16 protein-coding genes are annotated in these 13,515 nt (G+C 58.3%); all 16 read left to right on the top strand.

The genetic code is table 11. The features are described from left to right. The first annotated feature begins 37 nt into the window (after positions 1-37). The 16 genes from QMZ65_RS11770 to QMZ65_RS11695 are packed head-to-tail and all read left to right on the top strand — an operon-like array spanning position 38 to position 13,455. Positions 38-769 (top strand): beta-ketoacyl synthase chain length factor, encoded by a 732-nt coding sequence (locus QMZ65_RS11770; RefSeq protein ID WP_097119583.1) that lies wholly within the window; start codon positions 38-40, stop codon positions 767-769. Beyond that, positions 759-1,559, top strand: a complete 801-nt coding sequence (locus tag QMZ65_RS11765; RefSeq protein WP_097119584.1) for a lysophospholipid acyltransferase family protein — start codon at positions 759-761, stop codon at positions 1,557-1,559. Before QMZ65_RS11770 ends, QMZ65_RS11765 begins: the two co-directional genes overlap by 11 nt. Before the next feature lie 3 nt (positions 1,560-1,562). Next, positions 1,563-1,820 carry a phosphopantetheine-binding protein gene (locus QMZ65_RS11760; RefSeq protein ID WP_034820252.1) on the top strand — a complete coding sequence of 86 codons (258 nt, stop codon included), beginning with the start codon at positions 1,563-1,565 and terminating at the stop codon, positions 1,818-1,820. Positions 1,821-1,831: 11 nt separating this feature from the next. Then, a complete protein-coding gene (locus QMZ65_RS11755) occupies positions 1,832-2,086 on the top strand; it encodes an acyl carrier protein (RefSeq protein ID WP_211727764.1) in 255 nt (84 codons plus the stop codon). Positions 2,087-2,094: 8 nt separating this feature from the next. Then, positions 2,095-2,655 (top strand): COG4648 family protein, encoded by a 561-nt coding sequence (locus QMZ65_RS11750; RefSeq protein ID WP_283216020.1) that lies wholly within the window; start codon positions 2,095-2,097, stop codon positions 2,653-2,655. Then, positions 2,652-3,977 carry an AMP-binding protein gene (locus QMZ65_RS11745; RefSeq protein ID WP_097119586.1) on the top strand — a complete coding sequence of 442 codons (1,326 nt, stop codon included), beginning with the start codon at positions 2,652-2,654 and terminating at the stop codon, positions 3,975-3,977. The genes QMZ65_RS11750 and QMZ65_RS11745 overlap by 4 nt, the downstream gene beginning before the upstream one ends. Continuing rightward, positions 3,964-4,311: an ApeI family dehydratase gene (locus tag QMZ65_RS11740; protein WP_058959618.1), complete on the top strand. Its 348-nt coding sequence runs from the start codon at positions 3,964-3,966 to the stop codon at positions 4,309-4,311. Before QMZ65_RS11745 ends, QMZ65_RS11740 begins: the two co-directional genes overlap by 14 nt. Next, positions 4,305-5,999: a glycosyltransferase family 2 protein gene (locus QMZ65_RS11735; protein WP_211727767.1), complete on the top strand. Its 1,695-nt coding sequence runs from the start codon at positions 4,305-4,307 to the stop codon at positions 5,997-5,999. The genes QMZ65_RS11740 and QMZ65_RS11735 overlap by 7 nt, the downstream gene beginning before the upstream one ends. Then, positions 5,992-6,408 carry an acyl-CoA thioesterase gene (locus tag QMZ65_RS11730; RefSeq protein WP_097119589.1) on the top strand — a complete coding sequence of 139 codons (417 nt, stop codon included), beginning with the start codon at positions 5,992-5,994 and terminating at the stop codon, positions 6,406-6,408. Before QMZ65_RS11735 ends, QMZ65_RS11730 begins: the two co-directional genes overlap by 8 nt. Positions 6,409-6,425: 17 nt before the next feature. After that, entirely contained in the window at positions 6,426-7,016 is a 591-nt protein-coding gene (locus tag QMZ65_RS11725) for an outer membrane lipoprotein carrier protein LolA (protein WP_283216033.1), read from the top strand. After that, positions 6,982-9,303, top strand: a complete 2,322-nt coding sequence (locus tag QMZ65_RS11720) for an MMPL family transporter (protein WP_283216019.1) — start codon at positions 6,982-6,984, stop codon at positions 9,301-9,303. Before QMZ65_RS11725 ends, QMZ65_RS11720 begins: the two co-directional genes overlap by 35 nt. Next, on the top strand, positions 9,300-9,875 hold the full coding sequence (locus tag QMZ65_RS11715) for a DUF3261 domain-containing protein (RefSeq protein WP_097119592.1): 576 nt from the start codon (positions 9,300-9,302) through the stop codon (positions 9,873-9,875). Before QMZ65_RS11720 ends, QMZ65_RS11715 begins: the two co-directional genes overlap by 4 nt. Next, positions 9,872-11,029 (top strand): beta-ketoacyl-[acyl-carrier-protein] synthase family protein, encoded by a 1,158-nt coding sequence (locus QMZ65_RS11710; protein WP_283216018.1) that lies wholly within the window; start codon positions 9,872-9,874, stop codon positions 11,027-11,029. Before QMZ65_RS11715 ends, QMZ65_RS11710 begins: the two co-directional genes overlap by 4 nt. Beyond that, the gene (locus QMZ65_RS11705) at positions 11,022-11,495 is read left to right on the top strand and encodes a hotdog family protein (RefSeq protein ID WP_097119594.1); all 474 of its coding nucleotides are present in this window, start codon (positions 11,022-11,024) and stop codon (positions 11,493-11,495) included. Before QMZ65_RS11710 ends, QMZ65_RS11705 begins: the two co-directional genes overlap by 8 nt. After that, on the top strand, positions 11,492-12,223 hold the full coding sequence (locus QMZ65_RS11700) for a 3-ketoacyl-ACP reductase FabG2 (protein WP_034820202.1): 732 nt from the start codon (positions 11,492-11,494) through the stop codon (positions 12,221-12,223). The genes QMZ65_RS11705 and QMZ65_RS11700 overlap by 4 nt, the downstream gene beginning before the upstream one ends. Then, positions 12,223-13,455: a beta-ketoacyl-ACP synthase gene (locus QMZ65_RS11695; protein WP_283216032.1), complete on the top strand. Its 1,233-nt coding sequence runs from the start codon at positions 12,223-12,225 to the stop codon at positions 13,453-13,455. Before QMZ65_RS11700 ends, QMZ65_RS11695 begins: the two co-directional genes overlap by 1 nt. Positions 13,456-13,515: the final 60 nt, after the last annotated feature.

Raw genomic sequence — 13,515 nt, 5'->3', positions numbered from 1 at the left:
ATCTGACCATCCCTGAGGCTGAAGAAAGAATACAGGTATGAAACTCGCTTACACCCTGGTTGACTGGCACGCGATTGCACCAGGTCACAGCACTGCCGATGAGTGGCAGCACTGGGCCGGACAGCAAACCGCGTTGGACGCCACCCTACCGATCGCCAAACCCCAATTTTTGCCGATGATGACTGCACGCCGCCTGAGTGCGGGCAGCCGTGCGGCTGTGGAAAGCGGGCTGGCGCTACTGGCACGTCAAACGGTGGATGCCATTGTGTTTACCAGCCGCCACGGTGAGCTGGAACGTAATCTGCGCATACTCACGGCGTTAAAAGATCAGCAGGCGCTCTCTCCGACCGATTTTGCCATGTCCGTACACAACTCTGCGGTGGGGAGTTTAACCATTGCGGCGCGACAGCCGCTGGTCTCTTCGTCAATTTCAGCGGGCATGGACAGTTTTCAACAGGGTTTGCTTGAGGTCGCGGCTTTGCATCAGGCGGGCTACGCGCAGGTGCTGCTGGTGGATTTTGACGGCGTTGTACCTGCCTATTATCAGCCGTGGCTACCCGAAATTGACCGCTTCAACGCCCCTTACGCGGTGGCTTTGTTGCTGCAATCTGGCAATGAGTGGCGCTGCACAGCAGAGCCCGCGCGCCCCGCAGCCGAGACTTTGCCGCAAAGCCTGCAATTCCTGCAGGCGATGTTGCAAGGTGACGAACGAATGACGATTGCCGGTAAACGTCACCTGTGGCACTGGGAGCGTCATCATGGCGGATAATTCGTTAGCCCTGCGCTGGCGTGCTGGCTGCAACTTTTACTGGCGACTGGTGATGACTGCCGTGAGTTTTACGCTGTTCAGCGTGGGCGGTCTGCTGCTGTCTGTGACCTGGTTTAACCTGCTGTTGCTGATTCAGCGCGATGGCCTGCGTCGTCGTCAGATTGCACGCAGCAGCATTGCCTGGAGCTTCCGCTGTTTCCTGCGCTTTTGTCGCTTTGTCGGTGTCTACGATTATCGGATCATTGGTGCGGAGCTACTGCGCCAGGATCGCGGCTGTCTGATTGTCGCCAATCATCCTTCGTTAATTGATTATGTGATGATTGCTTCGGTGCTTCCGGAAATGGATTGTCTGGTAAAAGCCGAACTGCAGCACAATATTTTTTTTAATGGCGTCATCAAATGTGCCGATTACCTGATTAACAGCGAAGCCGATACCTTGTTGCCCGATAGCCAGCAGCGTTTAGCGCGCGGCGATACCATCCTGATTTTTCCTGAAGGGACGCGTACCCGTTATGGTGAACCGTTAAAGCTGCAACGCGGTGCCGCCAATATCGCGGTGCGTGCCGGATGCGATCTGCGCGTGGTACATATTAGCTGCACCCAGCGTATGCTCGATAAGCAAAGTCGCTGGTATCAGATTCCGCTGGTTAAACCCGTTTTTACTGTACGCGTACAATCGCGTATTGATAGCCAGGCCTTTAGTGAAGCCGAAGAAGATGCGCAGCCGCTCGCCGCGCGTCGCCTGACGCGTCACCTGCAACAGGCGCTGGTCCCTGAAGAGACAAAGTAAGTTATGCAAGCACTGATTGACGACATCAAACTGATGATTATCGACACGCTGAATCTGGAAGATATCAGCCCGGACGATATAGAAACCGACGCCCCCTTGTTTGGCGAAGGGTTGGGACTCGATTCAATCGATGCCCTTGAGCTGGGACTGGCGGTGAAAAATCGCTTCGGCGTACAGCTTTCTGCAGAAAGCGAAACCTTACGCGCGCACTTTTTTTCCGTGGCCACGCTGGCCGCGTTTGTTGAACAACAGCAAGCCTGAGAACAGTCAAAATGATGAATAAAGACGAAATTTACCAGGAAGTGGCCTCGCTGCTCACCTCGCTGTTTGAAATTGATGCCAATGATATCCGCCCGGATGCCCGTCTGTATGAAGACCTCGAACTCGACAGCATTGATGCGGTGGACATGGTGGTGCACCTGCAAAAGCGCACCGGCCGTAAAATCAAACCTGAAGCCTTCCGTGCGGTTCGCACCGTGCAGGATGTGGTGGATGCCGTCGATCAACTGATGCGCGACGAAGCCTGATTTCCGGCATGCCAGCCTTTCTGCGCCTGATAAATGGTCTGGCCCTGCTGGCCTGGCCGTTTCTGGTGTGGCTTGCCGTCACCCATCCGCAATGGCGCGGCGTGATTGCTCTGTTAGCCCTGCTGTTTGGTTGGCGCATCTGGCAGTTACGTCATGCGCAGGGCGCGATGGGGCGAGTGATGCTGTCGCTGGCGCTGGTGGGGACCTTACTGTGCCTCGCCAGCATGCTGTTGCGCAGTCAGCATTATTTGCTGTGGTATCCGGTGGTGGTGAATGGGCTGATGCTGCTGCTGTTTGGCACATCTTTGTGGAGCCCGATGCCGCTGGTCGAGCGTTTAGCGCGGCTGCGTGAAGCGGATTTCCCCGCGCGGGCCGTGCGCTATACGCGGCGCGTGACACAGGTATGGTGTGGATTTTTCATTATTAATGGCAGCGTGGCGTTGGTCACTTGCCTGCTCAATGATCTCTCGCTGTGGACACTCTGGAATGGGTGCATCAGCTATCTGCTGATGGGCACGCTGATGGGCGGCGAATGGTTGCTGCGTCAGCGTATGAGGAACAAGGCATGAAGGTGGTGAGTATCCGCGACTGGCTGGCTGCGCCGGATCGCGTGGTGGCCTGGCAAGGGCAGCAACAGCATTGGTTATCGGAGATGCGTCAGCAGGTGCTGGCGTTAATGGAAAAACTCCAAAGCCAGCCGGGTCAGCACTGGGCGTTGTGCTTCGATAACAGTTATCACTTCACGGCGGCGCTGCTGGCGTTATGGCACGCCGGTAAAACCCCGGTGATCCCCGGACATTGTCGGGCCGCGCAGCTGGAAGAGATGGCAGAACAATTGGATGGCGTGATCAGCGATATGCCGCTGGCGGTGTCCCTGCCACAATTGCGCTGGGACGGTGCACTGGCGCTGGGCGAACTGCCTGCCATCGCCGAAGATGCCGAACTGGTGCTATTCACCTCCGGTTCCACCGGGACGCCGCGTCGCGTGGTGAAATCACTGCGTGCACTCGATCTTGAAGCGCAATGGCTGGCAGCGTTATGGGCCGACCGTCTGCAGCAATGCCACGTGATTGCGTCAGTGAGCCATCAACATCTGTATGGCCTGACGTTTCGCATTGTGTTGCCGATGGCGCTGAGCTTGCCACTTGCCGCTCAGCAAATTTTTTACGGTGAACAGCTCGCCGATCAGCGTCGCGATCGTCGCTATGCCTTTATCAGTAGCCCGGCTTTTTTGCGTCGCCTGGATTCTGCCCTGGATGCACCTTCATGTGCGCTGATTGTTTCGGCTGGCGGGGCATTGCCCTGGGCTGATGCACAGCACGCTCAGCGCGCCTTTGAGTGTGCGGTGGATGAGATTTACGGCAGCACCGAAACTGGCGTGATCGGCTGGCGCTGTGTGCAGGCGGAAAACGCCCCGTGGCACTGTTTCCCCCAAGTTAAGCTGGTACAGCAGGAAGCCGGCTGGCGGGTGTTTTCAGCTCTGCTGGAAACCCCTGAAGGTTGGCCGCTCGACGATCGCATCGTGCAACAGCCCTCCGGCGTATTTCAGCTGGCGGGGCGTCAGGATCGGGTGGTGAAGATAGAAGATAAGCGCGTTTCACTCAGTGAGATCGAGCGAAGACTGCTGGCCTTACCCGGCGTAGAAGACGCGGCCGCTCTGGCGATTCAGCGTCACGGACGCCAGGCGATTGGCGTGGTGCTGGCTTTGCCGGACACGCTGGATGCCGCAACGCTGACCCAACGCAAGAAACAATGGAAAATCGCGCTACAACCCTGGCTGGAGCCAGTCGCCATGCCGCGTTACTGGCGTGTCGTCAACGCGATTCCGGTTACGGCGCAGAGTAAACGCGCCTGGCCCCAAATTGAGGAACTGTTTGATGTTGCCGGTTGAACTCAACGCCCTGCAGCAGGGCGCAACACTGACGCTGCGCCTGCATGCTGCCGCGGATCTGTTTTGGTTCCGCGGCCACTTCCCGACCTTACCGATTTTACCCGGCGTGGCGCAGCTCGACTGGGCTTTACATTACGGCCTGTCACGCCTGGCCATCGGTAAACACTTCCGTTCAATTGAGAACATCAAGTTTCAGCAGCCGGTGCCGCCTGATGCGGAGCTAGAGCTGCAGCTGAGCTGGCAGGAAGACAAATCACTGCTGAGCTTCAGCTACAGCCTGATTTACGCGGACAGCACTGAGATTGCCAGCAGCGGGAAGATTCGCCTGTGCTGAATGCGCCTTTCAAACCCTGTGTGCTGATTCCCTGCTACAACCACGGCGCCATGCTGGCCTCGGTGCTGGCGCGGCTGGCTCCCTTTAATCTGCCGGTGATTATCGTCGATGACGGCAGTGATACGCAGACTCAGCAGCAGATCGCTGACCTTGAGGCTCCACAGCTGGATATCCTCACCTTACCGGTTAATCAGGGCAAAGGTGCGGCGGTAATCGCCGGGATGCGCCGGGCCGCCGCAGCAGGATACAGCCACGCGCTACAACTCGACGCGGATGGTCAGCATCAGGTGGAAGACACGCCGCGCATGCTGGCGGAAGCGGAAAGCCATCCCGATTGCCTGATCTCCGGCCAGCCTGTTTACGATGATTCCATTCCGAAATCCCGCTTGTATGGCCGTTACATCACCCATTTTTGGGTGTGGATTGAAACGCTATCTTTCTCGCTAAAAGACAGCATGTGCGGTTTCCGCGTCTACCCGCTGCAACCCTCATTGGCACTCTGCGATCGCCACCCGATTGGCCAGCGCATGGATTTCGACACCGAAATCATGGTGCGACTCTACTGGCAGGGCACGCCGAGCCGCTTTATCAGCACGCGCGTCACCTATCCGGAAAGTGGCCTGTCACATTTTGATGCCTTGCACGACAACCTGCGTATCTCATGGATGCACACGCGCCTGTTCTTTGGCATGGTGCCGCGCATCCCACAGTTACTGAGCCGGGGTAAAACGGCGCAGCACTGGGCCGCCACGCCAGAACGTCGGGGTCAGAGCGGGTTGCGTTTTATGCTGTGGTTGTATCGTCGCGCCGGGCGGCTGCCGTTTGTGCTGTTGCTATGGCCGGTGGTGGCGGTTTACTGGTTGAGCGGACGTGAGGCGCGTACCGCTTCTCAGCAATGGCTGACGCGGGTGCAGGCAGAAGCCAGTAAACAGCAGATTGCCCTGCCGACGCCGATCAATAGCTATCGCCACTTTCTGCGCTTTGGTTACAGCATGCTGGATAAAGTCGCCAGCTGGCGCGGAGAGGTACAGTGGGGACGCGATATTGATTTTGCGCCGGGTGCCGAAGCGGTCATCCGTGCTGCGGAGGGCAAAGGACATTTGATCCTCGCGTCGCATCTGGGTGATATCGAGGCCTGCCGCGCCATGGCAAAGCAGGTCAGTGGGCTGGTGATCAATGCGCTGGTGTTTACCGATAACGCCCAGCGCTTTCGCGAGGTGCTGGAGAGCATTGCACCGCAGGCCGGGGTGAATCTGATGCCGGTCACCGATATCGGCCCGGATACGGCCATCCTGCTGCAGCAAAAACTGGATGCCGGGGAATGGGTGGCGATTGTTGGCGATCGCACCGCCGTGCATCGTCAGCGCGGGGGCGAACGCCGCGTGGTGTGGAGTGCATTTATGGGCCGTCCGGCACCGTTTCCGCAGGGGCCTTTTGTCCTGGCCGCCGCCTTACGCTGTCCGGTGCTGTTGATGTTTGCCTTACGGGAACAGGGCAGACTGCGAGTGCATTGTGAACCCTTTGCCGATCCGATCCTGCTGCCGCGCGCCCAACGACAGGCGGCGCTGCAGGCCACGGTGGATCGCTATGCCGAACGACTGCAGCAGCATGCGCTGATGGCGCCGCTGGACTGGTTTAACTTTTACGATTTCTGGACGTTACCAGAGGAGAAGAGCCGCGATGAGTGAACATATCTGGCGCGCTGAGGTTGAATTAACCGTGTCGTTCCACGACTGCGACCCGATGGGCGTGGTGTGGCACGGCAACTATTTCCGCTTTTTTGAAGTGGCGCGTGAAGCGCTGCTGCGCAGCATCAACTACAGCTACGGTGAGATGACCGCCAGCGGTTTTGTCTGGCCAGTGGTAGATACGCGTGTCAAATATCGCCAGCCGTTACGCTGTGAAGAGGTGATCCGCGTGGAAGCCCGCATTACCGAATACGAAAACCGCCTGCGTATCGATTATGTCATCCGCAATGTGGCGGGCCAGATCACCACCAAAGCACACACGCTGCAGGTGGCGGTTGATGCGGCAAGTCAGGAAATGAATTTCGTTTCACCCGATATTTTATTTGAACGCCTGGGAGTCAAACCGTGATCAGAACTCTTTGTCTGATGCTGACGTTGCTGTGTGCCAGCGCACAGGCCATCACGTTGGATCAGCTGCAGCAGCGTTTTGCCAGCCAGCCGGTGATCCGCGCCAACTTCGAGCAGGTGCGTACCATTTCTGGTATGTCGCAGCCGCTGGTGTCGCGTGGCCAGTTATTAATCGCCCAGCAACAAGGTTTGTGGTGGCATCAGGCCACGCCGTTTGTGATGACCTTGATTCTCGATGATAAGCGCATGGTGCAGAGCATGAGCGGTCAGCCGCCGCAGGTGATCACCGCCGACAGTAATCCGCAGATGTTCCAGTTCAACCATCTGCTGCGCGCCTTGTTCCAGGCCGACGAAAAGGTGCTGCGTGAGAATTTCGAACTCGATTTCCATGATAAAGGGAATGACCAGTGGCAGCTCAGCCTGACGCCTAAGGCGGCACCGCTGAACAAAATCTTCAATCGCATCGATCTACAAGGTGCAGCCTTCCTTAACAGCATTACGCTGGATGATAAGCAGGGCGATAAAACCGCCATCACCTTAAGTGATACCCGCACCAAGCCGAAACAACTGACTGATGAAGAGCGAGCGCGTTTTGCCCCAGCGCAGTGAGAAAACCGCTGCGCTGCTGTGGCTGGCGGTTTGTCTGGCATTGGCGGTGGCCCTGGCCATCCTGTTGCCGCGCAGCCAGCTGAACAGCAGCGTGCTGGCTTTACTGCCGCAACAAAATCTGGGGCAGGCACCCGCTGAAATCCAGCAAGGCTTTATGCAGCGGCTGGATCGTCAGCTGGTGTGGCTGGTGAGCGCCGATAACGATCACGGCGATGAAGCGGCAGAGTGGTGGCAAGCGCAGCTGCAGGCGCTGCCGATGCTGAAACAGGTGAGCGGTGCGCTGGATGATGACCAGATGCAGCGTTGGGGCACCTACGCCTTCCAGCATCGTAACGGCCTGATCGATCCGTTAACGCGCGCCCGTCTGCAAAACGGCGGTACGGCACAAGCCGACTGGATTCTGGCGCAACTGTTTTCAGCGTTTGCCGGTGTGAGCAGTAAAGAAATTCAAAACGATCCGCTGATGCTGGTGCGTGGCGCGCAGCTGGCACTGCAGCAGAATGCCAGCAAAATGGTACTGCATAACGGCTGGTTAACCGTGAATGACGCCCAGCAGCGCCGCTGGTATTTCCTGCACGGTGAACTGGCGAGCAATGCCTTTAGCATTCAGCAAAGTCATCAGTTGGTGACCGCCCTCAACCAGCTTGAACAGCAGTTAAAAACGCGCTGGCCAGATGCGCAGCTGTTAACGCGTGGCACAGTGCTGTTTAGCGATGATGCCAGCCAGCGCGCGCAGCATGATGTCGAGACGCTCGGCAGCGTCACACTGGCCGGCTTGCTGCTGCTGGTGTGGCTGGTGTTCCGCTCGCTGCGGCCCCTGGCGCTGTGTGCGCTCTCGGTGGCGATAGGCGCGATGGCGGGTACGGTGCTGACCTTGATCTGTTTTGGTGAGCTGCATCTCACGACTTTAGTGATGAGCCTCAGCATTGTCGGCATCTCTGCCGATTATACCTTGTACTATCTGACGGAACGCATGGTACATGGCGAACAAAACACGCCGTGGCAAAGCCTGCATAAAGTGCGCGCCACGTTACTGCTGGCACTGGGCACCACGGCGATTGCCTGGTTGCTGATGCTGCTGGCACCGTTCCCCGGTTTGCGCCAACTGGCGGTGTTCGCCGCCAGCGGGTTAAGTGCGTCTTGCCTGACGGTGATCTGTTTTTATCCATGGCTGGTGCGTGGCCTGCCGGTGCGACCGATTCCCGGCATGGTGTGGCTGGCGCGCTGGTTAGCGGCATGGCGCCGCAACACGCTGTTAAAAGTTGGATTGCCGCTACTGGTGGCGATCTATGCATTGAGCGGCATGATTCAGCTGCGCGTCGATGACGATATTGCTCATCTGCAGAGCGCTCCGGCTAAATTACTGGCACAGGATCGCCAACTGGCACAGCTCACGGGACAGCAGGCCGATCAAACCTGGTTCGTGGTGTGGGGGGATAACGAGCAGCAGGCATTGCAGCGTCTCATTGCACTGACACCCAAGTTACAACTGGCGCAGCAGCAGGGCTGGATGGCAGGTTATCGCGTATTGCCGCTTAATTCGCTGGATCAGCAACAGCAGGATCTGCAGCTGTTGCAGCAGGCTGCGCCGAATATCCTGACGCGGTTAAAACAGGCGGGAATCACGTTAGCCAATGCCGATCTTGCGGCGATGCCAGTCAATGCCGATGACTGGCTGGTAAGTCCGCTGAGCGAGGGCTGGCGTTTGCTGTGGTTGTCGCTGCCGGATGGACGCAGCAGCGTGCTGGTGCCGGTCAATGGCGTGAAAAACAGTGCGGCGTTATTGGACTTAGCTACGCAGCAGGCGGGCGTGAGCTGGGTCGATCGCAAAGCCAGCTACGATGAACTGTTCCGTTTCTGGCGTACGCTGCTGAGTGGCCTGTTGGCGCTGGCGTTGTTGCTGATCACCGTCAGTTACATCGTGCGCCTTGGCCTGCAAGCGGGTTTACGCAGCGCCTTGCCTTCCTGGCTGTCGCTGGCGGCAGCGCTGGCAACATTAGGCTGGATTGGCGCCAGCCTGAACTTATTTGCCTTGCTGGCGCTGATTCTGGTGCTGGGCATCGGCATCAATTACACGCTGTTCTTCAGTAATCCGCGCGGTACGCCGCTGACCTCTATGCTGGCCGTCACGCTGGCGATGATGACCACACTGCTGACGCTGGGCATGCTGGTGTTCAGCAGCACAGCGGCGATTAGTGGTTTTGGTACGGTGCTGTGCAGCGGGATCTTTTGTGCATTCTTGTTAGCGCCGCTGGCGCTGGCACCAGGGAAAAGGAAGCAACGATGAAAACAGGTGCTTTGTTGTTGATGCTGAGCCTGCTGTTAAGCGGTTGTGCGCAGCATGACAGCCCATCCGAACGGCCCACCGCGTGGCTGAAACCGGGCGTGCGCGTCACGTTGCCTGCGCCGGGCATTTCACCCGCGTTTCAGCAGCAGCAACTGCTGACCGGCCACGCCAAAGGTAAAACCCAGTCACTGCTGGTGCTGCTGAGCGCCGATTCACAGCAAATCAGCCTGGCGGGTTTGTCCTCGCTGGGCATTCGCTTGTTCCGTGTGACCTATGATAAAAACGGGATTCATACGCAGCAGATGATGGCGCTGCCCGAAATGCCGCCAGCCAGCCAGGTGCTGGCAGATGTCATGCTGAGCCACTGGCCGCTGAGTGCGTGGCAGCCGCAGTTGCCGCCAGGCTGGCAGTTGATCGACAAGGGCGATCGTCGTGAGTTGCGCGATCCTGCCGGTAACGTAGTGACGTTGATTCGCTACCTGCAACGGGGAACCGTACGTGAACCGATCAGCATCGATCAGCGCGCCTTCGGTTATCAAATTCAAATCCAGCATCTGGACGCATCGTCATGATTTACATTTCGGCGTTTGGCATGGTGAATGCGCTTGGCAACTCATTGGAGCAGATTGCCGCGCAGTTAACCTCAGGCCACGCACCCGGCATGCAGCCGCGCGAAGGCTGGTTGCAGCAAGGTAAAACCTGCTGGCTGGGCGAGGTGCCGGGCGAACTGCCAGCTGTGCCCGCCGCACTTGCCACGCATAACACGCGCAATAATCAGCTGCTGCTGGCGGCGCTGGCGCAGATCCGTCCGGCCGTGGATGCGGCGATTGCCCGCTTTGGTGGTGAACGTGTCGCGGTGGTGCTGGGCACCAGCACCTCGGGCGTGGACGAAGGCGATCGTCAGGTTGACAGAGGCTTACCGGGTTACGATTACCGCATGCAGGAGTTGGGCGATCCGTCGCGTTTCCTGGCGCACTACCTTGAACTGGACGGCCCGGCGTACACCATTTCTACTGCCTGTTCCTCCAGTGCACGCGCGTTGATCAGTGGACAGCGCTTGATTGAGGCCGGTCTGGTGGATGTGGCGCTGGTGGGCGGTGCGGATTCATTGAGCCGCATGCCAATAAACGGTTTTGCCAGCCTGGATTCGTTATCCGAACGCCAGTGTGCACCGTTCAGCGCAGAACGTGACGGTATTTCTATCGGTGAAGCGGGGGCGCTGCTGCTGCTGACGCGTGAGCCGCAGTCGCTGGCGCTGCTTGGTGCGGGTGAGTCATCAGACGCCTGGCATATGTCGGCTCCGCATCCAGAAGGCATTGGCGCCGAGCAAGCGATGAAGATGGCGCTGAAGCAGGCCCAATTGCAGCCGCAGGATATCGGCTACATTAATTTGCACGGCACCGCGACACCACTCAACGATCAGGTCGAGTCGGGCGTGGTTCATCGTTTGTTTGGCGATAGCGTGCCCTGTAGTTCCACTAAGCACCTAACGGGCCACACGCTCGGCGCGGCGGGTGCGACCGAGGCGGCGCTGGCGGCACTCATCGTGCAGCAGAATCTGGCGTTACCGGCGCAGGATTTTAGCGCCACTACCCTGGATAGCACGCTGCCGGTTTGCGGACTGCTGACTTTGCCACAGCCGCTGGCGCGTCCCATCATCGCCTCAAACTCTTTTGCCTTTGGCGGGAACAACACCTGCCTGATTGTAGGAAAGCCTCATGACTGATTTTCTGCCGGTGGGCGACTATCTGCCGCACCGTGCACCGATGCTGCTGCTGGATCGCGTGATTCAGGTCAGCGACGAGCGTGTGGTGTGTGAAGTGACCATCAACCACCAGGGCGTACTCGCGCCGTTTCTTAATGCGCAGGGCGAGCTGCCCGCGTGGTTTGGCGTCGAGATCATGGCGCAGACCGTTGGCGTCTGGTCTGGCTTTCATGCCCGACAGCGCGGCGATCGGAATATCCGCCCCGGCATGTTACTGGGGGGACGCGGCTATCGTGCCGCTGCTGCCACCTTTGCCGCAGACAGCACGCTGCGGGTGGAAATGCATCTGCTGATGCGTGACGACAAGCTCGGTAGCTTTGAAGGCGAGATCCGCAGTCAGGATACGGTCCTTGCCAGCGGTCGGCTGAATACCTATCAGCCGGATGAACAGGAACTTAACCAATTACAACAAGGGATGCAGGCATGACGCGCAGCGTATTAGTGACCGGCGCCAGTAAAGGGATTGGCCGCGCCATTGCGCTTCGCCTGGCGCAGGATGGTTTCAACGTGGTGGTGCATTACCACCGTGATGCAGCGGGTGCACAACAGACGCTGGCGGACATCACGAATGCGGGCGGAGTGGGGCGCACTCTGCAGTTTGACGTGGCCGATCGCGAAGCCACACGCACGGCAATTGAAAACGATATCGCCGAACACGGCGCCTATTACGGCGTAGTGAACAATGCCGGTATTACGCGTGACGGCGCTTTCCCGGCCCTGACCGAAGATGAGTGGGACAGCGTGATCCACACCAACCTCGACAGCTTCTACAACGTGATTCATCCCTGTGTGATGCCGATGATTGGTCTGCGTAAAGGCGGCCGAATCGTCACCCTATCCTCGGTGTCCGGTATCATGGGCAATCGCGGTCAGGTGAATTACAGCGCGGCCAAGGCAGGGATTATTGGTGCCACCAAAGCGCTGGCCATCGAGTTAGCAAAACGCAAAATCACCGTGAACTGTATCGCGCCAGGTTTGATTGACACCGGCATGACGGATCTGGAGCCGATGGTGATCGACGAAGCGCTGAAAATCATCCCGATGAAACGGATGGGCGCGGCTGAGGAAGTCGCCGGGCTCGCCAGCTATTTGATGTCGGATATTGCGGGCTACGTAACGCGTCAGGTGATTTCAATTAATGGAGGTATGCTGTGATGCAGCGGGTCGTGGTAACCGGAATGGGGGGCGTCACTGCCTTTGGTGAAAACTGGCCAGCGGTGGCTGCGCGCATTAAGCAGGGGCAAAATGCAGTGCGTAAAATGCCGGAATGGCAGATTTACGACGGCTTACACACCTTGCTCGGTGCCCCGGTCGATAACTTCGAACTGCCTGCGCACTACACGCGCAAACGCATTCGTTCGATGGGGCGAGTGTCGCTAATGGCGACGCGCGCCACCGAGTTGGCGCTGGAACAGGCCGGCTTGATCGATCACCCGGTGCTGACCAGCGGGGAAACCGGTATTGCCTATGGTTCATCTACTGGCAGCACCGGCCCGGTCAGTGAATTTGCCACCATGCTGACAGAAAAACATACCAACAACATTACCGGCACCACCTATGTGCAGATGATGCCGCATACCACGGCGGTGAACGCCGGGCTGTTCTTTGGCCTGCGCGGCCGGGTGATCCCGACTTCCAGCGCCTGCACCTCGGGCAGCCAGGCGATTGGCTATGCGTGGGAAGCGATCCGCCATGGATATCAAACCGTGATGGTGGCGGGCGGTGCGGAAGAGTTGTGTCCTTCCGAAGCGGCGGTGTTTGACACGTTGTTTGCCACCAGCCAACGCAACGATGCACCGCATTCTTCACCGTCACCTTTTGATCAGCATCGCGATGGGTTGGTGATTGGCGAAGGCGCGGGAACCTTGATCCTCGAATCACTGGAGCATGCCCAGGCACGCGGCGCCACCATTTACGCCGAACTGGTGGGTTTCCACACCAACTGTGATGCGGCGCATATTACCCAGCCGCAGCGTGAAACCATGCAGATCTGCATCGAACGCGCGCTGAAAACGGCGGGTGTGACGCCGGAGCAGATTGGCTATATCAACGCCCATGGCACGGCCACCGATCGCGGCGACATCGCTGAAAGTCAGGCCACCGCGGCGATTTTTGGCAATGACACGCCAATCTCCTCGCTGAAAAGCTATTTTGGTCACACGCTCGGTGCTTGTGGTGCACTGGAAGCCTGGATGAGCATTGAGATGATGCGAGAAGGGTGGTTTGCGCCCACGCTGAATCTGACGCAGCCCGCCGCAGAGTGTGGCGATCTGGACTATATCATCGGCGAATCACGCTCGATCGATACCGATTATATTCAATCCAACAACTTTGCCTTCGGGGGTATCAACACCTCGCTGATATTTAAACGCTGGCGCGACGCCTGAATTCCCGACTGTCAGCGGCTTCAATAAGTGAAGCCGCGAAGCCTAAATTCCCACACTGTC

This window comes from Pantoea sp. EABMAA-21, from assembly GCF_030053335.1.
Classification (GTDB): Bacteria; Pseudomonadota; Gammaproteobacteria; order Enterobacterales; family Enterobacteriaceae; genus Pantoea; species Pantoea communis.
The sequence above is the reverse complement of the archived record's forward strand: the minus strand, read 5'-3'. Positions and strand labels throughout refer to the sequence as shown.

Excerpts from the sequence above, each read along its gene's own strand:
- QMZ65_RS11740 (WP_058959618.1), top strand. The coding sequence starts at position 3,964 with ATGTTGCCGGTTGAACTCAACGCCCTGCAGCAGGGCGCAACACTGACG.
- QMZ65_RS11745 (WP_097119586.1), top strand. The coding sequence starts at position 2,652 with ATGAAGGTGGTGAGTATCCGCGACTGGCTGGCTGCGCCGGATCGCGTG.
- QMZ65_RS11695 (WP_283216032.1), top strand. The coding sequence starts at position 12,223 with ATGCAGCGGGTCGTGGTAACCGGAATGGGGGGCGTCACTGCCTTTGGT.
- QMZ65_RS11750 (WP_283216020.1), top strand. The coding sequence starts at position 2,095 with ATGCCAGCCTTTCTGCGCCTGATAAATGGTCTGGCCCTGCTGGCCTGG.
- QMZ65_RS11720 (WP_283216019.1), top strand. The coding sequence starts at position 6,982 with ATGAAGAGCGAGCGCGTTTTGCCCCAGCGCAGTGAGAAAACCGCTGCG.
- QMZ65_RS11700 (WP_034820202.1), top strand. The coding sequence starts at position 11,492 with ATGACGCGCAGCGTATTAGTGACCGGCGCCAGTAAAGGGATTGGCCGC.
- QMZ65_RS11725 (WP_283216033.1), top strand. The coding sequence starts at position 6,426 with ATGCTGACGTTGCTGTGTGCCAGCGCACAGGCCATCACGTTGGATCAG.
- QMZ65_RS11765 (WP_097119584.1), top strand. The coding sequence starts at position 759 with ATGGCGGATAATTCGTTAGCCCTGCGCTGGCGTGCTGGCTGCAACTTT.
- QMZ65_RS11705 (WP_097119594.1), top strand. The coding sequence starts at position 11,022 with ATGACTGATTTTCTGCCGGTGGGCGACTATCTGCCGCACCGTGCACCG.
- QMZ65_RS11755 (WP_211727764.1), top strand. The coding sequence starts at position 1,832 with ATGATGAATAAAGACGAAATTTACCAGGAAGTGGCCTCGCTGCTCACC.
- QMZ65_RS11760 (WP_034820252.1), top strand. The coding sequence starts at position 1,563 with ATGCAAGCACTGATTGACGACATCAAACTGATGATTATCGACACGCTG.
- QMZ65_RS11730 (WP_097119589.1), top strand. The coding sequence starts at position 5,992 with ATGAGTGAACATATCTGGCGCGCTGAGGTTGAATTAACCGTGTCGTTC.
- QMZ65_RS11715 (WP_097119592.1), top strand. The coding sequence starts at position 9,300 with ATGAAAACAGGTGCTTTGTTGTTGATGCTGAGCCTGCTGTTAAGCGGT.
- QMZ65_RS11710 (WP_283216018.1), top strand. The coding sequence starts at position 9,872 with ATGATTTACATTTCGGCGTTTGGCATGGTGAATGCGCTTGGCAACTCA.
- QMZ65_RS11770 (WP_097119583.1), top strand. The coding sequence starts at position 38 with ATGAAACTCGCTTACACCCTGGTTGACTGGCACGCGATTGCACCAGGT.